General features: G+C 59.4%; 24 protein-coding genes and 1 pseudogene. 9 read left to right on the top strand and 16 right to left on the bottom strand.

Annotated elements, in window-relative coordinates:
* Positions 1 to 67 precede the first annotated feature (67 nt).
* Positions 68 to 568, top strand: a complete 501-nt coding sequence (locus tag Q5Y71_RS10400) for a TIGR02444 family protein (protein WP_306042105.1) — start codon at positions 68 to 70, stop codon at positions 566 to 568.
* 218 nt (positions 569 to 786) lie between these two features.
* Here the strand turns inward: Q5Y71_RS10400 and Q5Y71_RS10395 are convergent, their stop codons facing one another.
* Entirely contained in the window at positions 787 to 1,689 is a 903-nt protein-coding gene (locus Q5Y71_RS10395; protein ID WP_306042104.1) for a hypothetical protein, read from the bottom strand.
* 455 nt (positions 1,690 to 2,144) lie between these two features.
* Here Q5Y71_RS10395 and Q5Y71_RS10390 point away from each other — a divergent pair, with 455 nt between their 5' ends.
* Positions 2,145 to 2,942 carry an FKBP-type peptidyl-prolyl cis-trans isomerase gene (locus Q5Y71_RS10390; protein ID WP_306042103.1) on the top strand — a complete coding sequence of 266 codons (798 nt, stop codon included), beginning with the start codon at positions 2,145 to 2,147 and terminating at the stop codon, positions 2,940 to 2,942.
* A 174-nt stretch (positions 2,943 to 3,116) separates the two neighbouring features.
* On the opposite strand, the gene rsd is transcribed toward Q5Y71_RS10390, so the two are convergent.
* The 12 genes and pseudogenes from rsd to Q5Y71_RS10335 form a co-directional block, all read right to left on the bottom strand.
* Positions 3,117 to 3,575: a sigma D regulator gene (gene rsd, locus Q5Y71_RS10385; protein ID WP_301415495.1), complete on the bottom strand. Its 459-nt coding sequence runs from the start codon at positions 3,573 to 3,575 to the stop codon at positions 3,117 to 3,119.
* A gap of 165 nt (positions 3,576 to 3,740) precedes the next feature.
* Complete coding sequence (locus Q5Y71_RS17555) at positions 3,741 to 3,944, bottom strand: LrgB family protein (RefSeq protein WP_371877025.1); 204 nt, start codon at positions 3,942 to 3,944, stop codon at positions 3,741 to 3,743.
* Between the two features lie 62 nt (positions 3,945 to 4,006).
* A pseudogene (locus Q5Y71_RS17550) lies at positions 4,007 to 4,339 on the bottom strand (LrgB family protein); the annotation flags it as partial.
* An 85-nt stretch (positions 4,340 to 4,424) separates the two neighbouring features.
* Positions 4,425 to 4,763, bottom strand: coding sequence for a CidA/LrgA family protein (locus Q5Y71_RS10375; RefSeq protein WP_306042119.1), 339 nt, complete (start codon positions 4,761 to 4,763; stop codon positions 4,425 to 4,427).
* A gap of 89 nt (positions 4,764 to 4,852) precedes the next feature.
* The gene (locus Q5Y71_RS10370; protein WP_301415492.1) at positions 4,853 to 5,344 is read right to left on the bottom strand and encodes a disulfide bond formation protein B; all 492 of its coding nucleotides are present in this window, start codon (positions 5,342 to 5,344) and stop codon (positions 4,853 to 4,855) included.
* Positions 5,341 to 5,943, bottom strand: a complete 603-nt coding sequence (locus tag Q5Y71_RS10365; RefSeq protein WP_306042101.1) for an ACP phosphodiesterase — start codon at positions 5,941 to 5,943, stop codon at positions 5,341 to 5,343. The genes Q5Y71_RS10370 and Q5Y71_RS10365 overlap by 4 nt, the downstream gene beginning before the upstream one ends.
* A 50-nt stretch (positions 5,944 to 5,993) precedes the next feature.
* Entirely contained in the window at positions 5,994 to 7,577 is a 1,584-nt protein-coding gene (gene gshA, locus Q5Y71_RS10360; protein ID WP_306042100.1) for a glutamate--cysteine ligase, read from the bottom strand.
* An 81-nt stretch (positions 7,578 to 7,658) separates the two neighbouring features.
* The gene (locus Q5Y71_RS10355; RefSeq protein ID WP_306042099.1) at positions 7,659 to 8,108 is read right to left on the bottom strand and encodes a hypothetical protein; all 450 of its coding nucleotides are present in this window, start codon (positions 8,106 to 8,108) and stop codon (positions 7,659 to 7,661) included.
* Between the two features lie 124 nt (positions 8,109 to 8,232).
* Positions 8,233 to 9,486: a malic enzyme-like NAD(P)-binding protein gene (locus Q5Y71_RS10350; protein ID WP_306042098.1), complete on the bottom strand. Its 1,254-nt coding sequence runs from the start codon at positions 9,484 to 9,486 to the stop codon at positions 8,233 to 8,235.
* Positions 9,487 to 9,857: 371 nt separating this feature from the next.
* The gene (rpmE, locus tag Q5Y71_RS10345; RefSeq protein ID WP_301415486.1) at positions 9,858 to 10,070 is read right to left on the bottom strand and encodes a 50S ribosomal protein L31; all 213 of its coding nucleotides are present in this window, start codon (positions 10,068 to 10,070) and stop codon (positions 9,858 to 9,860) included.
* 156 nt (positions 10,071 to 10,226) lie between these two features.
* Complete coding sequence (locus tag Q5Y71_RS10340; protein ID WP_301415485.1) at positions 10,227 to 10,523, bottom strand: transcriptional regulator; 297 nt, start codon at positions 10,521 to 10,523, stop codon at positions 10,227 to 10,229.
* Complete coding sequence (locus tag Q5Y71_RS10335) at positions 10,520 to 11,089, bottom strand: hypothetical protein (protein WP_306042097.1); 570 nt, start codon at positions 11,087 to 11,089, stop codon at positions 10,520 to 10,522. The genes Q5Y71_RS10340 and Q5Y71_RS10335 overlap by 4 nt, the downstream gene beginning before the upstream one ends.
* A 120-nt stretch (positions 11,090 to 11,209) precedes the next feature.
* Here Q5Y71_RS10335 and Q5Y71_RS10330 point away from each other — a divergent pair, with 120 nt between their 5' ends.
* The 7 genes from Q5Y71_RS10330 to Q5Y71_RS10300 all read left to right on the top strand — a co-directional run bounded on the left by Q5Y71_RS10330 (position 11,210) and on the right by Q5Y71_RS10300 (position 19,832).
* Complete coding sequence (locus tag Q5Y71_RS10330; RefSeq protein ID WP_306042096.1) at positions 11,210 to 13,423, top strand: primosomal protein N'; 2,214 nt, start codon at positions 11,210 to 11,212, stop codon at positions 13,421 to 13,423.
* A gap of 82 nt (positions 13,424 to 13,505) precedes the next feature.
* Positions 13,506 to 14,066: an SPOR domain-containing protein gene (locus tag Q5Y71_RS10325; RefSeq protein ID WP_306042095.1), complete on the top strand. Its 561-nt coding sequence runs from the start codon at positions 13,506 to 13,508 to the stop codon at positions 14,064 to 14,066.
* A 156-nt stretch (positions 14,067 to 14,222) separates the two neighbouring features.
* Complete coding sequence (gene hslV, locus Q5Y71_RS10320; RefSeq protein WP_306042094.1) at positions 14,223 to 14,762, top strand: ATP-dependent protease subunit HslV; 540 nt, start codon at positions 14,223 to 14,225, stop codon at positions 14,760 to 14,762.
* 55 nt (positions 14,763 to 14,817) lie between these two features.
* Entirely contained in the window at positions 14,818 to 16,137 is a 1,320-nt protein-coding gene (gene hslU / locus Q5Y71_RS10315) for an ATP-dependent protease ATPase subunit HslU (RefSeq protein ID WP_301415480.1), read from the top strand.
* Positions 16,138 to 16,512 carry a DUF971 domain-containing protein gene (locus Q5Y71_RS10310; protein ID WP_306042093.1) on the top strand — a complete coding sequence of 125 codons (375 nt, stop codon included), beginning with the start codon at positions 16,138 to 16,140 and terminating at the stop codon, positions 16,510 to 16,512.
* Between the two features lie 186 nt (positions 16,513 to 16,698).
* Entirely contained in the window at positions 16,699 to 18,246 is a 1,548-nt protein-coding gene (locus tag Q5Y71_RS10305; RefSeq protein WP_306042092.1) for an alkaline phosphatase, read from the top strand.
* Between the two features lie 17 nt (positions 18,247 to 18,263).
* Positions 18,264 to 19,832, top strand: a complete 1,569-nt coding sequence (locus Q5Y71_RS10300; protein WP_306042091.1) for an alkaline phosphatase — start codon at positions 18,264 to 18,266, stop codon at positions 19,830 to 19,832.
* 216 nt (positions 19,833 to 20,048) lie between these two features.
* Here the strand turns inward: Q5Y71_RS10300 and Q5Y71_RS10295 are convergent, their stop codons facing one another.
* From Q5Y71_RS10295 to Q5Y71_RS10285, 3 genes are all read right to left on the bottom strand, one after another.
* On the bottom strand, positions 20,049 to 20,894 hold the full coding sequence (locus Q5Y71_RS10295; protein ID WP_299939701.1) for an SPFH domain-containing protein: 846 nt from the start codon (positions 20,892 to 20,894) through the stop codon (positions 20,049 to 20,051).
* A 38-nt stretch (positions 20,895 to 20,932) separates the two neighbouring features.
* Complete coding sequence (locus Q5Y71_RS10290) at positions 20,933 to 21,394, bottom strand: NfeD family protein (protein WP_306042090.1); 462 nt, start codon at positions 21,392 to 21,394, stop codon at positions 20,933 to 20,935.
* A 160-nt stretch (positions 21,395 to 21,554) separates the two neighbouring features.
* Positions 21,555 to 22,379: a CHAD domain-containing protein gene (locus Q5Y71_RS10285; RefSeq protein ID WP_306042089.1), complete on the bottom strand. Its 825-nt coding sequence runs from the start codon at positions 22,377 to 22,379 to the stop codon at positions 21,555 to 21,557.
* Positions 22,380 to 22,526 lie beyond the last annotated feature (147 nt).

The following is a 22,526-nucleotide window of genomic DNA, read 5'->3' as shown; positions in this document are numbered from 1 at the left end:
TAGGCTATGCGGCGGCGGTGGGCATTATCGCCGATGGCGCCGGTGCACAAAAAGTGGGGATTCTAACGTGACACAAACCGCACCTCCATCTCTCCTGCAGGAAAACCCCCTGTGGCAGTTCAGCCTGGTGTTTTATCGCCACAACGATGTGAAAACTTTCCTACTGCACTGTCAGGACAGGCGGGGTGCTGACGTATGTATGATGTTGTGGGCGAGCTATGCCGCTGTCTGTGGGCGCCAGTTGAGTGATGAACTCTGGCGGGTGGTCGATCGCAGTTTGCTACCGAGGCGATCAATGATCCACAGCCTGCGCCATTTGCGCCGCCTGCTGGGGTATCTGTGCCCCCGTGTTTTGGGGGTCTACGAGATGTGCAAGCGTTACGAACTCAAACTGGATCGTCTGCAACTGGCAATGCTGTGGACAAACTGCGCTGGGGATTGGTCGGGTGATCGCCCGGCCCTGGAGCTGGCCGCTCAGCAATACGGTCTGTTAGAAAAAGAACAGGCCCGTTGGGCGAGTCTGTTAGAAAGCTATCTGGCGAGTTCGGAAGGCCTGGGTACCGGGTAATCCTTCTGCTCCCCGGCTGCCGTAGCCGTGCGTGGGATGTGCCTTGGACAGTCAGGCGGCTGAAATACGGATTGCAGGAAAAATACAAAGTGCCGGGATAGTCCAGCGTCGGCCAGCGCCCTGGGGAGGGCCGCAAGCGCAAAAGGTGTTTGGCGTTTGCGTCCTCCCAGGGCGAAGTGCGATCGGCCGGCGTGGTCGGGCTGGCCTATGCGGATCAATTACTCACCGCTGCGCCCTTCCGCGGAAAACAGGCTGTTGGCAGGGGTGGCTGGCGTAATGCCTGGCGTTGGGGGAGTGGTTTCCAACGGCAGTTCCTGCTTGGTGGTGGTAGTTTTCACATCGGGTTTGGCCTTTTGCGATACGGCTGTTTGACCGGGTTCTGCCTTCTTGGGCTTTTCACTCGATGATTTTTCTGTTTTCGCGGGTTTTGCCGGTGCCTTGGGCTTAGGGGCAGCCGCTTTGCCGGCGGTAGGTTTGGCAACCTTTTTCACCGCTGGTGTTGCTGGCTTTTCAGTCTTGGTCAGCGGCTTTTTCGCTTTGGGAGTCCCACTCTTTGCCTCAGCCTTACGTGCTTTGGTGGTTTTCTCAACGGGCTTTTTGACGACGGCTTTTTTTGTGGGCTTTGCACTGGCCGCTGTAGTCGCTTTGACGGTGGTTTTTGCCATGGTCCTCTTCACCACTGTGGGCTTGGACTTGGACTGGCTGGCCTTGGGCCGGGCCTTGCCAAGTTGCCTCGCCGCTGTGGCTGCGGCCTTGCGCATGGTCTCAGCCGCCTTGCGCTCGGCTTTCGCCAGGGCTTGCAGTGCTTTCGCATCGGCGAAAGAGGCTCTGGCGAGTTGCAGTGTTTCGCTGCACTTCTCGACATTGGCCTTGGCGCTATCGACGCGCTTTTTGGTAGCGGCGGTCTTGCTAGCTTTGGCCGCGGTGCGGGCGCCTGTGAGTTTGGCCTTGGCCCCAGCCAGTTTGTCTTTTGCCGTGGTCAAAGCCTTTCCGGCTTTCAATACCGCCTTTTCGGCATCGGTAACCTTTTTGTTGCGGGCTTTATCCAGCTTGACAGTGAGTTTGGATATTTGCGCTTCCAGTTCTGCGACCGGATTGACAGCTTTTCGTTTTGCAGCCATGAGTAAATGTCCTGACGTTTATTATCGATTGGCACATCCGGGCAGTGCACTTGCCTTGCCTAAACACGAACGACACCGTTCAAGTAGAGGCGTGCGCACTGTGCATCGCTCCGAAACCGGAAAGAATCTCACACAGTCCGGAACAACAACCGGTGAGTGACTGATAATAGCGCTGTTTTTAAAAAAAATGTATGCCGAACGCAGTGAAAAAAGCGCAGGTCGTGCATTTTAAGCAGTGCCAATCGGAACCCTACGGGGGGATGTGGTGTCCTGCACAGTGTGCGCGTCTGCGGTATGCACTGGGAGTCGCCTTGGGTTAGACTTGTTCGCACCGGTGGATAAGGTGCGCCTGGCGGCTTCGGGCTGGTACAGGGCCGCTCGGGAGACCGCCGATGGCGTTGGACCAAGGTCAAGCGCAAATCCATAAACGCAATACGGACAAAGAGACAACACCCATGAATAAATACCCTTTGGCTGCAGCAATTGCCCTTGGCCTGGTGCTGACCGGCTGTGACAAGCAGGGATCCAAACAGGAACAGGAAAAAGAAATTGCCCTGGACACCCAGGAGAGGAAGGTCAGCTATATCATCGCCGAAGATATGGCCAAACGCCTCCAGGCCCAGGATGTGAAGCTGGACCCTCAGGTGGTGTTGATGGCACTTGAGGATGTCGCCAGCGACCGCGAACCGCGCCTATCCGATGAGGAGAAGCAGCAGACCATCGCCGCCTTCCAGGAAAAAATGCAGAAGAAACAGCAGGAGATGCTGGCTCAGCAGGAGCAAGAATTTAAAGAAACTGCCGAGAAAAACCTGAAAGAAGGCGAGGCTTTCCTTGCAGAGAATGCCAAGAAGGACGGTGTAATCACCACCGATTCCGGCCTTCAGTACAAGGTGATTACCGAAGGCTCTGGCAACACCCCCGGCGCCGACAGCACCGTTGAAGTGGATTACAAGGGCACCCTGATCAATGGTGAGGAATTCGACAGCTCCTATGCCCGTGGTGAGCCGGTCCAGTTTCCGGTCAGCGGTGTGATCAAAGGGTGGACCGAAGCCCTGCAGTTGATGAAAGAGGGTTCGAAATGGGAGCTGTATATTCCCTCTGAACTCGCCTATGGCCCGGGGGGGGCCGGTGGCAAGATCGGCCCCAATGCGACGTTGATTTTTGAGGTGGAACTGCACAAAGCCAATGTCAGCAGTGCTGAGGCGCCGGAGAAAACAGAAGAAGACAAAAAGAGTGAGCCGCAGTCTGAGTGATTTGACTTTCGGAACTTTGCTTAACAGGGGCGCTCACAGGGCGCCCCTGTTCGTTGGCAGTGGATCAATCGATATTCCCCGGGATCAGCCGCGGCTCATTGTGGCTGTCCTGAAGCGGGGTACATACCGAAAACGGGCTGATGCCGTGGGAGCACTGCTCCGGCCTGGAGCGGGCTAGTTTTTGTGTGCGGTGTGCAGCAGGGCAATCATCCGGTCTTCCGAACTGAAGCGGGTTTCCAGGGCCTCACCCAGTCGCGAGAGATCCGGAGCCAAGCTGGACAGGTCATCGGTTTCCAGATACTTGTCATTGAAGTCGACAGCGATATCCGTTGTGGTATCTATATCCCGATAGAGTTCATGCGCTTTCTGCAGTCCCTGTTTGTCATCGAATGCCTGTCCTTCGCGCATCAGTTGTTCATAGACTTCAAAGTGACCGGCTGAAACATAATCCACCAGCAGTTGGCACAACTGGCGCACCTTGCCTTCGGTGTCCAGGTCGCTCTCACTGAATTGCTTTTTTTCCAAAAGGTGGTAAAAGCTCACCAATAGCGTTTGCCGTGATTGCAGCCATCGGTCAATAATTTCGCTGACACCACCCCAGCGTTCGCGTGCCGATTTACAGTTTTCCAGCATTTCCAGGATTTCCTTTTGTCACTCTCGCCCCCGCGACCAGCTTTATTGCCGGTTCCGAAGGCCTCGCCAAGATAAGGGATTGCTCCGCCGGCAGCAAGGCAAAGAGCACAATCCACGCCAGAACACGGGCGCGTGTATGGGTCACTGCCTGCACACAGCAGAGGATTAATGAATACCGATAATCAGTGGCAATAGTATGGCAGTCAGGGCGCCGCAGAGCCCCATGGCGAGGGCGGCGCAGGCACTGCACAGGGCACTGATTTCCAGCGCGCGGGCAGTGCCGACAGCGTGGGCGTTGATGCCCAGGGCAACCCCCAGGATGCGTTCGTCGCAGATACCCAGGCGGAGCAGCAAAGGCGGACCCGCCACAGGGCGCCGACAATACCGGTAAAAACCACGATGCCCGCTGTGAGACTCAGCGCCGCGTGCATTTTTTCTGCGAGCGCCAATGCAATGGGCGTGGTGATGGATTTTCCACTGAGCGCCAACAGGGCCGTTTCGCCCGCGCCCAGCAGGAGTGCGATGGCGATGGCGATGGCGGGGGCGAGAATGGCACCGATAGCGATCGTCACCAGTAGTGGCCAGCCGGCGCGGCGAATGACAGCCAGGTTTTGCTTGAGCGGTACCGCCAGGGCCACTACTGCAGGACCGAGCAGGGCATAGAGCAGCCCACTGGCATTTTGATAACTGCGGTAGGGGATATCCAGAATGACGAGCACTGCCACCACGACCAAACTGGCGGTGACAATGGGGTGCAAAAGCACCGTGGCAACGTATCGGTAAAGGGTCACGCCGAGCAAAAATGCCCCCAGGCTCAGGGCCAGGGCAAACAGGGGGCTGTGTAACAGCTCAGTCACGCCTGTCCGCTCCGGTGGATTGGTGCAACAACTTTCGCAGCAACAGCGCGCTCAGGGTCAGGCTGATCAGGGTGCCAAACACAATGGCGGTGCACAGGGCGAACCAGTCGGAGATCGTCAGGTCGCGCAGAAAAAAAACGCCCACCGCGGCGGGCAGTAATAACAGTGGTAACAGGTAGAGTAGCTGTGTGCTGATTCTAGCCAGTCCGCGGGGGACCCGGCCATAGAGCATCAAACCACACAGCAGGAGCAGCAATCCAACAACAGCACCGGGCACGGGCAGGGAAAGCGTGTCGCTGAGGAAGTCGCTGAGGCGCTCACACCCGAACAGGATGGCGCCGCCGCCCAGCCACTAGGTTATGTTGCACGGAGTAAGTGAGGCCATCTCGCCAGGGGCGGCGCGGTTGCCACCGGTTGTTGTCAGGGTTTGCGGAATGCCTGCCAGCCGCCAAACAGGATCAGCCCGGCAAAGCCCAGTGCGGACCAGCCCGGAATACTCAGGCCCATCATGGTCCACTGCACCTCGGCGCAGTTACCATCACCGGTGAGCAGCGCCCTGAACACATCGGTCGCAGGGAAAGCGTCGAGCATATAGCTGATACCGGGACCGCATGCGGGCACCTGGTCTTCCGGCAGAGACTGCAGCCACAGCTGGCGTCCGGCGAAGTAGAGCCCGCCCACAGCCCAGATGGAGACCAGCAGCCCGTAAACGCGCCTGCCGATGGTGTCGGGATTGTGTAGGAAGGCGATCAGAGAGACGAGCCCAACACCGAGCAGCATCACCCGTTGAGTGATACACAGTTTGCAGGGCTCCAGACCGCGCGCGTACTCCAGGTAAAAAGCGCAGCCGAGCAGAAAAATAACGAATAGAAAAACCAACAGAAAAGTAATGCGCGGGTTGGGTAATGTCATGGCTTGTCAGATCCTGAATAGTGCTGCCGAAACCGGGCGGCTTTGAGATTCAAGTCGGTCATTAGTGCGTTGAAGTTGTGTTCCAATTGCTCCCGCCCGGCGTTCAGCTCGGGCAGCATTTCCTGCAGGGCGACCGGGCGGCGCAGGCGTTGCCCGATACGTTCGAGGGTGAGGCCAGCGACCCGCTCCTGGCGGTAATTCTGCAGTAGTTTCAATTGCTCTGCGCGGTCAATAAATGCCATTGCACGGGGAGGAATATACCGTCTATCGCTGCGAAAGTCTCTCCAGCAGCCGGTGCAGAAGTCCTCCAGATCCAGCGGGTGCCACTGGCGCCAGTTCTGTGCCAGCAGGTGGTCGAACCAGATATCCAGGGCAATACCGGCATAGCGGCGCCACCTGGGGTCCGGCACCTGCAGTGCAACGCGATAGGCCTCGTGGGCCGCGGTGGCGGCATCAATACGGCGGTGCAGCCGTATCCCCGCTTCAATGGCCGCTGGCCGCTCACCGTGCAGTGGGCCCTTCACAAAGTCGCCCAGCAGGCCGCCAAGGCGCCAGCGCGCCTCGGGTCCGGAGAGCAGCAGGTGTGCCAGGTAGTTCATGGGGTTATCCGCAGGGGTGTCATTGGCGCCTCACCCGGTGCCAGTCGCCGCTAGTCCTGGCAACAGAGGTATTGTGCGTAGTAGTGGCTGAGAAAGTCTTCAAAAGAACCTTTGTCGTCCGCTTCAACCTGCTTCTGCCTGAGCAAAGATTTCTCCGCGAGGCGGGAGAATTCGCGCACAGCGTTGCTATTGAGCGGACGGTCGAGGAAATAGCGGCGGTGCTGTTCGGCTTTTTCCATGGCCCACTGAAAGAAATTCAGTTGTTGCGCCTCCAATTCCGCCAGTATCTGTTGTGATGGCGTGGGTGTCTCGCCGCGAACCTTGGCGCGCTGTATATCCACGGCACTGCGGTACTGATTGCCGCCCCAGGCGCTGTCGAGCAGCTCGGCAACCGTGTCTATTTCATCGAGCAGCTGGAGCCCCCAATCGCCGAGTGCGCGCACTGTACCATTGTGGTTTAACGGCAACTTCGCCTCGTTGCCGCGATAGACGATACACTGTTGATTTTCCTGGGTTGCCCGGTAGTCGGCGTCGCTGGCTTTGGGACTGTCTGTGAGCAGACAGTGCAACAGGAAGCTGTCTAGAAAACGCATTTGCTGTGCATCGATCCCGAGAGGCGCAAAAGGATTCAGGTCGAGGCAGCGCACCTCGACATACTCGACACCGCGATTGTTCAGAGCAGACAGCGCCGTCTCGCCGCGCTTGGTCGGGTTTTTGGGGCGAATGGGCGAGTAGAATTCATTTTCGATCTGTAGTATGCCGGCAGATAGCTGTTGGTAGTGGCCGTCTGCATCCTTTATACCCAGCGCCCGGTAGGGATCGTAGGGGCGGCTGATGGCCGAGCACAGAGTGGATAGATAGCTGCGCAGATCGTTGTAGCAAACAATCAGGGATTGTTGTACATCACTATTGTATCCCAGGTCGCCCATGCGCAGTGAGGTGGCGTGAGGGGCATAGAGGGTGTGGCTGTCCCCGTTGAACGGGGCCAGTTTGTGTTGGCGGCCCTCCACAAACGAAGAGCATACCGCCGGCGCCGCGCCAAATAGATAGATCAACAGCCAGTAGTTGCGGCGGAAATTACGAATCAGGTCGAAATAGCGGCGGGTCTTGAAGCTGCGCAGGGATTCGCTGCTGTTCTCAAACTCGTGCAGCCACAGCCAGAAGCCGTCTGGCAGGGAGAAATTGTAGTGGATGCCGGCGATGGTTTGCATGGCACGGCCATAGCGCAGCCCCAGGCCGAGGCGGTAGATGGTTTTCATGGTGCCGCTGTGGGAGTCGCCGTAGCGCGCCACCGGAATATCCTTATCCGCGCCGATGGCACAGGGCATGCTGTTGACCCACAGGCGCTCGTCGCCGATCTGACTGTAGGTATACCGGTGAATGCGATCGAGAATGTGCAGGGCCTCTTCCGGGGTGGCTACCGGCGGCGTGATGAACTCCAGCAGGGCTTCGGAAAAATCCGTGGTGATGCTCTCGTGGGTGAGTGCCGAGCCCAGTGTCTGCGCGTGCGGTGTCTGTGCCAGGGTGCCGTCGCGGGCAACCCGCAGGCTCTCTTTTTCCAGGCCGCGACGTATGCCCCTGAGCAGTTGCACAGGCTGAGCCTGCGCCAGGGCGGCTAGGTGGGGAATTGGCACTCGAATCTCCTTGGTACTTCCGGGACGCACACTTTCATCGCTGTGTCGGGTGGCTTGTGCCGGAGCTGAAAGCGCGGCCGTTCAGGCGGTCGACTCCGATTTGGATCTACGTTCGTCGGGTTGTGCGGGTGTCTCCTCCGGGGCAGGCTCTGGTGCGACTTCGGGTGCCTGCTCCGGTGCGACCTCGGGTTCTGGTTGTGGGTTCAGTTCCGGATTGCGCTGCGGGGGTACCTCTTTCGGCGCCGCCGGGGGAATTTCCGGCTCGCCCTGAGGACTGGTGCCTGAGATAGCTGCCAGAGCCTCTGCTGGAATCAGGGGCTGGCCCTTATTGTTCAGATCGCACTGCAATAACTCAATGCGCAGGCTGACATCACGGGTATTAGCCTCGAACATCTGGTTGATGGCGACATCCTTGTGTTCACTGCGGAACAGCCTGCTCGGCTCACGGCCGTCCAGCCATTCGCCAGTTTTACTCAGAAACTGTTGGTGCTGGTTGGACAGCACATACACGTGAATCATTATGTTAGGCAACTTTGATGCTGTGACAGGAAGGCAGTTTAGCGACGGGCGCGGTGTGGCTCAAGAAGTCCCTTGGCACAGGCGCGGCAAACCCCTGCTGGAACGGGTTGAGAGGAGGATTTTTGTGCGGCAATGCCTAAAGGGGTTCCAGTGGGTAGTGCTCGGGAAAGGGCAGACATGCGCAACCGCTGTCCACGGCGGCGCGGGCCACAGCGGCGGCCACTTCCGGCAGCAGGCGTGGGTCAGTAGGCTTGGGCAGAATATAGCCGGGGCCAAAGGTAAGCTCGACGCCGCCGAAGCCTTCGCGTACTGAGTCCGGTACCGGCAGATGGGCGATCTTGCGAATGGCGTCGATTGCCGCCAATTTCATCTGTTCATTGATGCGCGCCGCGCGCACATCCAGTGCTCCGCGAAAAATAAAAGGAAAGCAGAGTACGTTGTTCACCTGGTTGGGATAGTCGGAGCGCCCGGTGGCCAGGACTAGGTCGCTGCGCACACTGTGGGCCAGTTCCGGTTTGATTTCGGGGTTCGGGTTGGAGCAGGCGAAAACCACTGGCTTGGGCGCCATGCGCTGCAACTGCTCGGCGGAGAGCAGGTCTGGGCCGGATACCCCGAGAAATACGTCGGCGCCGGTGATGGCATCGTCGAGCGTGCGCATTTCCGTATCCCTTGCCCACTCACCCTTGTAGGCATTGATGTCGGTGCGACCGGAGTGGATCACCCCGCGGCTGTCGAGCATGGTGATCTGCTCTTTGCGGGCCCCGGCGGCCAGCAGCAGTTTGCAGCAAGCGGTTGCAGCAGCGCCGGCACCGAGACAGACCATGCGCACCGCATGGATTTTTTTATCCTGGATCTCCAGTGCATTGAGCATCGCCGCCACCGTCACTATGGCGGTGCCGTGTTGATCGTCATGGAAAACCGGCACCGGACAGCGCTCGATCAACGCCTCCTCGATATAGAAACATTCCGGGGCCTTGATATCCTCCAGGTTGATACCGCCGAAGGTATTGGCAATGGCGGCAACGGTCTGGACAAACTGTTCCGGGCTGCTGGCATCCACCTCAATATCCACCGAGTTGATCCCGGCAAAGCGCTTAAACAGCAGCGACTTCCCCTCCATGACCGGTTTGGAAGCGAGCGGCCCCAGGTTGCCGAGACCGAGAATGGCACTGCCATTGGTAATCACAGCCACCAGATTGTTCTTGCCGGTATAGAGGTAGGCTGCCTCGGGGTTTTTGGCAATTTCGCGCACCGGTTCGGCCACGCCGGGGCTGTAGGCCAAAGACAGGTCTTCCTGGGTTTCGGCGGCGGTGGTCAGTTCAACTGATAGTTTGCCGGGACTGGGCAGCGCGTGATAGTCCAGTGCTGCCTGGCGCAATGAATCCGTCATTTGAGAACTGTTCTCTCGAAAACTGTGGGAGCAACACCACGGTGTTATCCCGGTTACTGCGGGGACCCAGAGAATAACCGGCGGCGCTTGTGGCTACAAGCGCCGAAGCCATGATAGACCGCTAATTCCTACTCTCTGGCCCCTGTCGGTTGGCCAAAAGCGGAATGTTGGGCCGCCAAATACGCCCTTTTCAGGGACAGGCTTATCATCACTACCCACAATCTTAAGCGTCCCGAATCGTTTTTGCCTGGTTGCGCAGCGGTACAGGCGGGAAACACCTGGACATAAAAAAAGCACCGAAGGCGCTCCTCGGTGCTTTTTTTACTGCGCTCGCCGCTTTCGTCGGTGAGCGCCTTGATCCGCCGTGCGCACTATTTGCCGATACGGCTGCCAAAACGCTGCTTGAAGCGGTCCACGCGGCCACCAGTGGTCGCTTGTTTCTGCTTGCCAGTGTAGAAAGGGTGGCACTGGGAGCACACATCGATCTGCAGGTCTTTGCCCAGAGTGGAGCGGGTTTTGATCACATTGCCGCAGGAGCAGGTGGCAGTGATGTCGGTGTAATTAGGGTGGATATCTGCTTTCATGATTGCCTCATTTCGATACCGCCACCCGATCATTGCCGGGCACGGCATCGCCGTTGGAACAGGAACCCGAGTGGCTCCAGGCCGTTTAAAAAGTCGGCGCATACTATCAGATTAGCGCCGGCGTTCAAGTCCTACCGCCCTCTCCCTGCGCAGGGTCTAGTCCATTGCCGAAATCAATTGTTGCAGGGCCTCCAGGTGTTGTTCCAGCGCCTTTCTACCTTCCGTGGTGAGGCGGTACCAGGTGACGGGTTTGCGCTCTAATAGATCCTTGCGCAGATCGATAAAGCCCTGCTCCTCCAGCCGCCGCAACTGGGCGCCGAGGTTGCCATCTGTGGCCGCCAGTTGCTGCTTAAAGCGGGAAAAGCTGATTTCTCCGTGCTTTGCCAACAGCACGCAGATGGCGAGGCGTATCCGGTGTTCCAGAGCAGGGTTTAAGTCCCCCAGGGCTTTCATTGTGGCCTCTCGCGGTGGTGTTCCGCGCGCTGAGCGAAGCCGGCCCATAGCAGCGAGATGCCCACAACCAGGCCCGTCAGCGTCCAGGCATAAGGGGGGGATATCAGTACCATGCCCCCGTAGCAGGCCAGCATCAGAAGGCCGCTGTAGAGCAATGGCCGCTCCAGGTGCACACCAGCCAGGCTATAGGACAGTCCGGCAACCAGCAGAAACAGCTCGGGTCCAGCCGCTTCCCGCGCACTGATCAGGGAGATAAAAGCCAGCAGGAAGGCCGTGCCGCTTACCAGCCAGTGCAGACCGTATCTTTGCCCCAGGGCGGCATCATTCACGCCCTCCCGCCGCCCCGTGTGCGCACCCAACCACCAGCTAAACAGACCGCCGGCGGGACCCACGATCAGGAAGTAGAAGCCAGTCAATTGCGGCGCGAAGTCGGCCAGGGTAAAGCCGATAAAAATCAATAGGCCCCAAAGAAAATAGAGTGCGGGTATACCGCCCCGCGATGGGCCGCTGCGCACGGCGCTGCTGACATAATCCAGGTTGTCCCTGATATTGTCCAGGTCAGTCATGAAGATCACTCTGGTTGTTTTAACAAACTCTAAAAGTTAGAGTCCGCAAGTAAAATTTACCGTCCTGTATTTCACCGTGCCAGGTACACTAAGGGTTTTTGGAAAGCCATCGGGGGCAGGGTGCAAGAGGCGGTTCAGCAGAGAGTGATCTTACAATTGGCGGTACCCGTGCCGCTACGGCGCCTGTTTGATTATCTGCCCCCCGAGGGTCTCTCACCAGAGGCGCTGGCTCCGGGCCAGCGCCTGTGGGTGCCCTTTGCCGGGCGCAAACTGGTGGCGGTACTGGTGGCTATCGCGGAGGAGTCGCCACTGGCGGAACTGAAGCCCGCGCTGGAGCAAATCGACAGTACAGCGTTGTTTGATGAGCACAGCCGCAGATTCCTCTCCTGGATTGCCGATTACTACCAGGCACCTGTGGGAGAGGTGTTTGCAGCCGCCATGCCCGCCGCCCTGCGCAAGGGCAGGCCCGCCCACCACTGGGCCGAACAGTGGCTGCAGCTCACCACAGAGGGCAAAGGCCTGCCGGAGACGGCATTGACGCGCGCGCCCCGGCAGCAAGCTCTGCTGCAGAGGCTGCTGTGCAGTGGCAGACAGAGTCGTGCACACCTGAAGACTCAAGGTTTTTCAACGGCCACTGGCCGTGCGCTGCAGGCGCGCGGACTGGTGGAATGGGTTGCCGGTCCCACAGTGCCGCCACCATTGCCCGGGGCGGAGCCCTCCCCGGTTCCGAAGCTGAACAGCGAGCAGCAGCAGGTACTGGATGCGATGGATTGCAGCGGTTTCTCCGCCACTTTGCTGGAGGGGGTTACCGGCAGTGGCAAGACGGAAATTTACCTGCGCCTGATAGAGCGGGTATTGGCTGCGGGACGCCAGGCGTTGCTGTTGGTGCCGGAAATAGGGCTCACCCCGCAGACCCTGAGGCGTATCGCGGCCCGGTTTCCCACTCACAGCATCGCCGCCCTGCACTCCGGTTTGGCCGAGGGCGAGCGCGCCCAATCCTGGCTCGCCGCTGCCGCAGGCCAGGCAGATATCGTTATCGGAACCCGATCGGTCATCATGACCCCGCTGCCGAGGCTTGGGCTGGTGATTGTCGATGAGGAACACGACGCCTCCTTTAAACAGCAGGATGGCGTGCGCTATTCCGCCCGAGACCTGGCGGTGGTGTTGGCGCGCGATACCGATGTACCGGTACTGCTGGGTTCCGCCACGCCCGCACTGGAAACCCTGCACAATGCCCTCACCGGCCGCTACCGACACCTGCGCCTATGCCAGCGTGCCGGCGATGCGCACCCGCCGCAACTCCATGTGGTGCCGACCCTGCACGCGTCCCTGGAAGCGGGGTTTGCGCCCCAGGCGCTGCGCCATATTGACGATGCGCTGGCGCGGGGTGAGCAGGCCCTGGTATTTCTCAACCGACGCGGTTTCGCGCCGGCACTGACCTGCGACGACTGCGGCTGGATTGCCGATTGTGCGCACTGTTCCAGCAAGTTGACCCTGCACCGTCGCCAGCGCCGGCTGCGCTGCCACCACTGCGATTACCGTCGCCCGCTGGTAGACAGCTGCCCCCAGTGCCACAGCCGCTCGATCTCCGCCCTCGGCGGCGGCACCGAGCGCAGCGAGGAGCTGTTACTGCAGCGCTTTGCCAGTTACCCGGTCATTCGCATCGACCGGGACACCACGGCCAGTAAACAGGCGCTAGACAGGCTGCTGGCGCCGGCACGGGACGGCCTGCCCTGTCTGCTGCTGGGGACGCAGATGCTGGCGAAGGGGCACCACCTGCCGAGGGTAACCCTGGTGGTGATTCAGGATGCCGACAGTGGTCTGTTCAGCGCCGATTTCCGCGCTCCGGAGCGCACCGGGCAGTTGCTGGCGCAGGTGGCGGGTCGCGCTGGGCGCGGCAGTCTGCGCGGGCGCGTGCTGGTGCAGAGCCGTTATCCAGAGCACCCGCTGCTGCAGAGGCTGTTGGAGAAAGGTTATAGTGATTTTGCACGCCAGTTGCTGAGGGATCGCACCACAGCACAGTTGCCCCCCGCAAGGGCCATGGCGCTGGTGCGCGCGGAGTGCGAGGAGCCCTCCTGGGCAGAGGCATTTTTGCAGGATGCGCGCCGGTTTATGCAATCCTTGGCGCCGCCCTCTTCCCAACTGCTTTATTTGGGGCCGGTGCCGGCCCTGCTGGAGCGCAAGTCGGGGCGCTTCCGCTTTTATGTGCAGGTGATTGCACAGCAGCGCGCGCAATTGCAACCCCTGCTGGCACAGGTATCGACCTGGGCCGAGAGGAACACCAATCGTCGCCTGCGCTGGGCGGTGGATATGGATGCGCAGGATTTGTCCTGAATATTGCCGGGGTACAGGGCTCTTGTCGAAAATGACGGTACAATGCACTGTTCGGGCAGACCAACTGGAAAAGAGATTTTCGATGAGCCGTCGCAAAACCAACCGTCGCAATCAACATTCTGCGGGTAAACCCGCCTGGGGATGGTTTGCCCTGGGTAATATTGTCGGCGGCTTCGCGGTTTTTCTGCTCTTCCAATACGGTATTGCCGGGGCCGGGAAGGGTGTTGGCGACAACCAGCCACAGGCGGCCAAGCCGGCGGCGGAGGCGCCCTCCCAGCCGCGCTTTGATTTCTACACCCTGTTAAAGGAAAACGAGGTCTCGGTGCCACCGCCGAAGGTGGCCAGGTCCGCGCGCCACCAGGGGGAGCAAGGTTCGGCACAGCGCGAGGCCGGTGCGTCTCCCCAACAGGTTTATATTCTGCAGGCAGCCTCCTTTCGCGAGGCGGCGGAGGCCGAGCGCCTGCGCGCGCGGCTGACCTTGGCCAACCTGGATGTCAAGGTGGAGTCCGCCAGCGACAGCCGCGGCACCTGGCACCGGGTGCTGGTAGGGCCTTTCAGCAATCGCTCGCGCATGGCCAAGGCGCGCCAGGTGCTGGCAGAGCACAGCCTGATGCCGTTGGTGTTGAAGCGCCCCGCCCATTAAAGCCGTTCTGGATGGGGGCTCCCGGTATCGCAATTGACTGGTGGTTGTTGAAATCAACCTGCTGCGTCCTCATTTACCTAGCTTTAAGGCAATGTTCGGCACCGCTGGCACCTAGCGCCCGCTGCTGAAGCCCACGCGTAACCCGAGAGGTCTCCATTGGAACAGTATCGCGGAACCACCATTTTATCCTGCCGCCGCAACAACACAGTAGTGATCGGCGGCGACGGCCAGGTATCCCTGGGAAACACCATCATGAAGGGCAATGCCCGCAAGGTACGCCGCCTGTACAAAGACAAGGTCATCGCCGGCTTTGCCGGCGGTACAGCGGACGCCTTCACCCTGTTTGAGCGCTTCGAGGCCAAGCTGGAGGCCCACGGTGGCCAGTTGACCCGCGCTGCCGTGGAGCTGGCCAAAGACTGGCGTACCGACCGCGCCCTGCGTCGCCTCGAAGCCCTGCTGGCGGTGGCTGATACCAGTGCCAGCTTGATTGTGACAGGCAACGGTGACGTCATTCAGCCGGAGGACGATCTGATCGCCATCGGTTCCGGTGGCCCCTTTGCCCAGTCCGCTGCGCGGGCGCTGCTCGACAATACCGAAATGGACGCGCGTGCGATCGTTGAACAGGGCCTGAAAATTGCCGGTGATATCTGCGTTTACACCAATCAGAACCACACCATCGAAGAATTGACCTTTTAGATGCCACGCCTGTTGCAGCGCGCCAGGCCCGCCCGAATGTTTTGCAGGAATCCGTATGTCCCAGATGACTCCCCGTGAAATCGTCCATGAACTCGATCGCCATATCGTCGGTCAGCAGGATGCCAAGCGCGCTGTCGCCATTGCGCTGCGCAACCGCTGGCGCCGTATGCAAGTGAACGAGGAACTGCGTGTCGAAATCACTCCCAAAAATATCCTTATGATCGGCCCTACCGGGGTGGGAAAAACCGAGATCGCCCGCCGTCTGGCAAAGCTGGCCAATGCCCCCTTTATCAAGGTGGAGGCAACCAAATTCACCGAAGTGGGTTATGTGGGCCGCGATGTGGAATCCATCGTGCGCGACCTGGTGGAAATGGCGGTGAAACAGGAACGCGAGCTGGCCATGGTCGGGGTCCAACAGCGCGCGATGGATGCGGCGGAGGAGCGTATTCTCGACGCTCTGCTGCCGCCGGCGCGCAGCACAGAGCCCGGCGAAAAGGACAGCAGCACACGCCAGCTGTTTCGCAAGAAGTTGCGCGAGGGTGAGTTGGATGACAAGGAAGTTGAGATCGATATGGCCGTAGCGCCCATAGGGGTGGAGATCATGGCCCCTCCGGGTATGGAGGAGATGACCAGCCAGCTGCAGGGGATGTTCTCGAATATGTCCCAGGGCAAGACACGCAAGCGTAAGCTGCCGGTCAGGCAGGCGCTCAAGCAGCTGACCGACGAGGAGGCCGCAAAACTGGTCAATGATGAGGATGTGAAAGGCCGTGCGATCCGCGCCGCGGAACAAAACGGGATTGTCTTTATCGACGAGATCGACAAGGTGGCCAAGCGCCAGGAGAGTGGTGGTGCCGATGTGTCCCGCGAGGGCGTGCAGCGCGACCTGCTGCCGCTGATCGAGGGCAGCACCGTCAACACCAAATACGGCATGATCAAGACAGACCATATCCTGTTTATCGCCTCCGGTGCCTTCCATCTGTCCAAACCCTCGGACCTGATTCCCGAGTTGCAGGGACGCCTGCCAATTCGCGTTGAGCTGGGTTCGCTTTCCTCTGCGGATTTCGAGCGCATCCTCACCGAGCCGTCCGCCTCGCTCACCGAGCAGCAGAGGGCCCTCCTCGCCACCGAAGGGCTGGCGCTGCAGTTTAGCGAGGATGGTATCCGCCGTATCGCCGAGGTGGCCTACGAGGTCAACGAGCGCACGGAAAATATCGGTGCGCGCCGCCTGCATACGGTGCTGGAGCGCCTGCTGGAGGAGATTTCCTTCAATGCCGGTGATGATGGCAGCCAGAGCCTGACCGTGGATGCCGCCTATGTGGACAGCCACCTGGGCGAACTCAGCCAGAATGAGGATCTCTCGCGTTTTATCCTGTAAATGAAGCCGCAAAAAGTCCGTTTAAATCGTGCCGACAAAAGCCTGCAGCTGGTATTCGGCGATGCCGAGTTCACCCTGCCGGCGGAATACCTGCGCGTCTTTTCCCCCAGTGCGGAAGTGCGGGGCCACGGTGCCGGTGAGCCGGCGCTGGTCAGTGGAAAACTCCATGTAGGCATCGAGCGGATTGCGGCCGCCGGGCGCTATGCGCTGAAAATCGAGTTCGATGACGGCCATGACAGCGGCATCTATACCTGGGAATACCTGCGTGAATTGGCGCAAAATTTTACCAATAACTGGGACCGCTATCTAAAACGCCTGCGCGCGGAGGGCAAGCGTCGCGACCCGGAGGAAGGAGTGGTGAAGTTTATCGGCTAAACGCCACTGTGGCCTGGGCAGGGTGCAAAGCGTATTTTTACCCCTTTTTTTCTTATGGCGGTAACTATTTTGTCTACCCCAACCGCCACGGGCAAGGCGCTTGAGAAATTGGCCGGCAGGTAATTCTATTGTCATATTTCCGGTCTCTAATGCTCGCCAAATTCACGAGCTTCGGAGAGACCCACCGTGGTAAAGACCTTGACCTGCGCACCCAGCGCCTCTTGTATGGTTCCCCTTATTATGCTCTTCGCTTGCGCTGCTTCAGCGGCGGATTTACCAGACTACCAGACAGGTAGTGTCTGGTTCACCGATAGTGCCGATCGCCTGGCAGCGCGTGCAAGTCTCCCCCGCGAGGGAAGCACAGCGAAAAATGTCATCCTGTTTGTTGGCGACGGTATGGGGATATCCACCCAGACTGCGGCACGCATCCGTGAGGGGCAGCTGCGCGGTGAGCCCGGGGAAGAGAACTATTTATCGTTTGAGCAGTTTCCCTACAGTGCACTGATCAAGACCTACAACACCAACCAGCAGACGCCCGATTCCGCCGGTACCATGACCGCGATGATGACCGGTGTGAAAACCCGTGCCGGGGTCATCAATATCGAGGGTACTGCACAGCGTGCCGACTGCCCGGGCACTGAGGGCAGGGCATTGAACACCTTTCTCGAATTGATGGAGAGCCGCGGCAAATCTACTGGTATCGTTTCTACTGCCCGCCTCACCCATGCCACCCCGGCCGCTACCTATGCGCGCAGTCCGGAGCGCAACTGGGAGTACAGCGCTGAGGGGAACTGTGTGGATATCGCCACGCAAATGGTTGAGCTGGCATACGGAGATGGCATAGATGTCATGCTCGGTGGCGGGCGACGCAGTTTCACAACCACCGCCGCTGGCGGTCGGCGGGAGGATGGCCGCGACCTCACCAGTGAGTGGCTGGAGCGCTATGCAGATGACCAGCGCGCCGAATATGTTCAGACCGGGGCAGCACTGGCCGATGTGAACTCCCTCTCCACGGAGAAGCTGTTAGGTCTCTTCAGCTCCAGCCATATGCATTACGATGCGGACCGTATCGCCAGGGACATCGATGAGCCCAGCATTGCCGAAATGACCGATGCCGCAATCGAGTTGCTGCAGAAAAATGCGGAGGGTTACTTCCTGATGGTGGAGTCCGGCCGTATTGATCACGCCCACCATGCCGGTAATGCCTACAATGCACTGCACGACACTATTGCCTTTTCCAATGCGGTAACAACGGCCCTGGAGAAAGTGGATCTGGAGGAAACCCTGATTCTGGTGACCGCGGACCACAGCCACGTCATGACCATCGCCGGCTACCCCACCAGAGGCAACCCGATTCTCGGAAAAGTCATCGGCAATGATGGCAGTGGTGCGGCGGAACCCGAAGAGGAAACAGCGGCGGACGGCAGGCCCTATACCACCTTGAGTTACGCCAATGGCCTTGGCTTTGCGGACCTGGGTGACAACACCGATGCAGATGACCGTTATGGTATAGCGGCCGATAGCGGGCGCAAGGATCTGGCCGGAGTGGACACCCAGGCGCCTGGCTTCCATCAGGAGGCGCTGGTGCCGCTTGCCGCGGAGAGCCATGCCGGTGAGGATATCAGTCTGCACGCGATCGGCGCCGGTGCCGAATTGGTACAGGGAAGCCTCGATCAGAATGCGGTTTTTCACCTGATGGTTGGCGCGGCGGCCCTGCCGGTAACAGAAGAGTAGATTGGGGGTAATTCACCATGACAGTAATCAAAAAGACCGTTTTGGCTTTTTCAGTGGCCCTGCTTTGCGCAGGTTGCAGTGATGACGATGCCAGCAGCCAGGGCCCTGCAGAACTGCCTGAAGCACAAGTGTCGGTACTGGGCCTGCCACAGGTCCAGCGCGACAGCCACTGGTTTAAGGAGGGCCAGCAGGCTGTGGAAGCAGCCCGGGCACAGGCCATCAACAATACCCCCGGTGCTGCGAAAAATATCATTTTGTTTGTTGGCGACGGTATGGGCATTTCCACGGTCACCGCTGCACGAATTCTCGCCGGGCAACAGCGGGGTCTCAGTGGCGAGGAGTACCAGCTCAGCTTTGAGAGGATGCCCTTCTCAGGCCTGGTGAAAACCTACAATACGAACCAGCAGACTCCCGATTCCGCCGGGACTATGACGGCATTGGTCACCGGTGTGAAGACCAAGGCCGGCGTATTGAGTGTGGCAGAGGATGTGGCGCGCGGGGATTGTAGCGCGAGCCTGGATCGCCCGCTGACTACCGTCATTGAACTGGCCGAGGCGCTGAATAAGAGCACCGGCATTATCAGCACCGCGCGTATTACCCATGCCACACCGGCGGCCACTTATGCCAAGGTACCTGAGCGGGATTGGGAAGCCACTGCTCCGGATGGCTGTCGCGATATTGCGGCGCAATTTGTTGCACTGAAGGCCGGCGATGGTATCGATGTGGCCATGGGGGGCGGGCGTCGCAATTTTCTGCCTGCTGAAGTGATCGATCTGGAGGGCGAAAAAGGGCGCCGTGCAGATGGTCGCAACCTGATCCGGGAATGGCAGGCGCGCTATGGCGATGGGGTAACCAATGCCATCTATGTAGAGGACAGTGCGGGTTTCGAGGCCGTGGATATTGCCTCCACGGACAAGCTGCTGGGCCTGTTTCACCCCTCGCATATGCGCTATGAGGCCGATCGCGGTAATGACGCTGCCGGTGAACCCTCCCTTGCCGAGATGACAGCCACAGGCCTGAAGTTGTTACAGAAAAATACCAATGGCTATTTTCTGATGGTGGAGTCCGGTCGCATTGACCACGGTCATCACGCCGGCAATGCCTATACCGCCCTTACAGATGCCGTGGCGTTCGCCGAGGCGATCCAGTACGCAATGGATAACACCAGTGCAGAGGACACCCTGATTATTGTGACTGCAGATCACAGTCACGTGATGACCATTGCGGGTTACCCGACCCGCGGCAATCCGATTCTCGGCAAAGTTGTGGGGAACGACAGTAGTGGTGAAGCGGAAACCGCCTACGCCCTGGCAGCGGATGGCCTGCCCTATACCACGCTGACGTATGCCAATGGCCCGGGCCACAGTGCCGATGGTCACGGGGGTCGCAGGGATCTCACCAGTACCGACACCACCGCCGTGGATTACCGCCAGGATGCCCTGGTGCCCACGGGCAGTGAATCCCATGCGGGCGAAGACGTGGGAGTCTGGGCGCGCGGCCCCGGCGCGCACCTGGTGAGCGGCACCAATGAGCAGAATTACCTGTTCCACGTCATGGCCCGCGCTGGAGGCTTGCTGGAGTATTAACAGCCCGGCAAACAGGTCTTCCGGGACCTGTTTGATTCGCCTGGCAATACTCGGTTGCGACTGCGTGTCGTGGTGCCCATGCAGGGCCCGCGCTGGCCGAGCGGCGGCTCTAATACCGTCGGATTCACGGAATATTGCCGGGCTGATTGGCAGGGCGCGGGCGACGTTGATCAACCCGGCGCTGCGGGACAACCCCCGGCACCGGTGTTGGCCGGGTTAGCGATTTAACAATCCCTTTACTGCCTGCGGCAGGTCTGCCGGCAAAATCACATTCTTGGCGTTGTCGGACTGGGAGAGTTCGGACAGCGCACTGATATAGCGCTCACCGAGTAGATACATCACCGGCATTTCCTGGTTGCCGATGGCCTGGGTCACCCGTTCGATGGCCTCGCGGCTCGCATCAGCCAGCACAACCTGGGCCTTGGCATCGCGCCTGGAAGCTTCCAGGCGGCCGTCCGCCTCCAGAATTGCCGCTTGTTTCTCCCCCTCGGCCCGGGTCACGGTCGCGCGGCGTTGGCGCTCCGCCGCAGCCTGTTCCTCCATGGCCTTTTGCATGGTTGGCGAGGGGTTGATGTCCTGGATCTCCACGGTTTTCAGGTTGATGCCCCAATCGGCGATATCGTCGGAAATCCCTTCCTTGAGTTTTGCTTTAATCAGCTCACGTGACGAAAGTGCCGCATCCAAAGACATTTCACCAACAATAGAGCGCAGCGCCGTCTGCACCAGGTTCTGAATCGCAATGGTATAGTCCTCCACACCGTAAACCGCTTTTTCCGGTGCGATGATGTTGATGTAGGCAACCGCATTGGCAATGATGGTGGCATTGTCCTGGGTGATGACTTCCTGTGACGGAATATCGAGCACGATATCCTTGGTAGTGACCTTGTAGGGAATCTGGTCAATGTAGGGGATAACCACGTTCATGCCCGGCTTCAGTGTCTTGTGGTATTTGCCCAGTCTCTGGACGATGTGCTTGAAACCCTGCGGCACAATACGTACCCCTTTAGCGATGGTAATGACCACCAGTACCACCAGCGCCACAACAACATACAAACCTTCCACCGGTTTCTCCTCCCCGAATAAATGCGTAATTTTTTGAATTAAAGTGCTGTAACAATCAGCGTGTTACCGGAAATGTCCGTGACCTGAACCCGCTCGCCCACCGCCATATCTGTAGTGCAGAGAAACAGCCACTCCTCCTCACCGAGAATGGGTGCCGGGAATTTCAGTTTGCCGCGGCTTCTGCCCGTGTTGGATTCAATCACCATCCCCACTTGCCCGTTCAGAGCCTCAGCCGCCATACCGGCGCAGGTACGATCGCGCCATTTGGGTTTGATAAACCTCAGCCACAGCAACAGTGCGGTTATGGAGGCACTGATCCACAGCAGCAGTTGCAGGGCGATCGACAGATCGGCGACCAGGAGCAATGCGCCCACCAGAAGTGCGGCCAGTCCAAACCAGAACAGAACGAATCCGGAAACAAAGATTTCCGCCGTCACCAGCAGCAGGCCCAGCACCAGCCAGTGCCAGTAAGCAATATGGGTATTCAACCAGTCCAGCATGGCCAGTTTCACCGTGTTATGTATTTCTGTTGAATGTTATGCCAAAAGTCCTCAATGGTCGATAAATTACCTGTGGCTTTCCCGCCGGGGTTGTTGGCATACAACGCTGCATCCAGAGGGTCGGTGGTCAGCCGGGCAAATCACCCCGCCCGAACACTGTCTATGTGCGCGCGCCGAACAGCACGAATTTTCCTGTTGGGAATAGATCCGCACTCAGGCGCTTGATCTGGTGGAAGAGTGCGGCTCTTCGCTGACTGGCGGCCTCCAGCAACGGGATTAACTCGCCCGATAGAGCCTCCTCTTCAGCCTTTAGCAGGGTGCACAGCAGGTACAGGTCGCGCCAATCGCCCAGGGCCTGGGCAAGGGCTTCGAGCGGAGTGCAGCGATCAGCCAGCGGTGGATAGCGCTCTTGCAGCAGTCGGCAGTGGTACCAGTGGTCTTTTGTGCGCTTGCGGTATTCGTGCAGGGTCTCGGCGGATTTGCGTGAAATCGCCGCTGTTTTCAGGCTGCAGGCGTGCCGATAGGTGTTAAGAAACCCGCGTTGGCTGTGCTTCCAGCGCAATTGTGCCAGTGGCCAGGACGGGATCCGCCCGGCGCCCTGCAGCAGTAACTCACCGACCTGCCCCAGTGCTGCCCGGTCGCCGAGCCGGCCGCTGCGCCCGGTGATAAAAGCATGTGTCCGGGGGAAATCGACAGGCTTGGCAATCGCGGCAAAGGCATCGCGGATCGACACCAAATCGCGATTGGCGGACAACTGGTTGGCCAGTGTGCGGTAGTGGGCATTCTCACGCCGGTACAGCGCCTTGTGATCTGCACGTATCAGGCGCAGCAGCGCGCGCATCTTCTTGCAGTGCTTGCGCACCTCGTGCACCGCCTCGTGCTCGGGCAGTGTGTTCAGAGCCAAGATGGCGCCCGCAACTTCTGCCTGTGCTGTGGCTGCGAGGGCTGCTGCAAGTGTCTGTTTGCTGTTGAGTCGGTAGACCATGGGTTCCGCTGTTGCCCACAGGGCACCAATCGGGTTGAGGGTCGGTTTGCCAGTCTTGCAGAGTGACCGCTGTCACTGTGCCGGCAGCCTGACGTTGCGCCGAGGTGCAATCCGTTCGGCAGCCCGAATAGCCGGGTTTACAGTTTA

Source organism: Microbulbifer sp. 2205BS26-8, assembly GCF_030731025.1.
GTDB classification, from domain to species: domain Bacteria; phylum Pseudomonadota; class Gammaproteobacteria; order Pseudomonadales; family Cellvibrionaceae; genus Microbulbifer; species Microbulbifer spongiae.
Note: the sequence above shows the minus strand (reverse complement) of the source record. Positions and strands in the feature narration are given on the sequence as shown.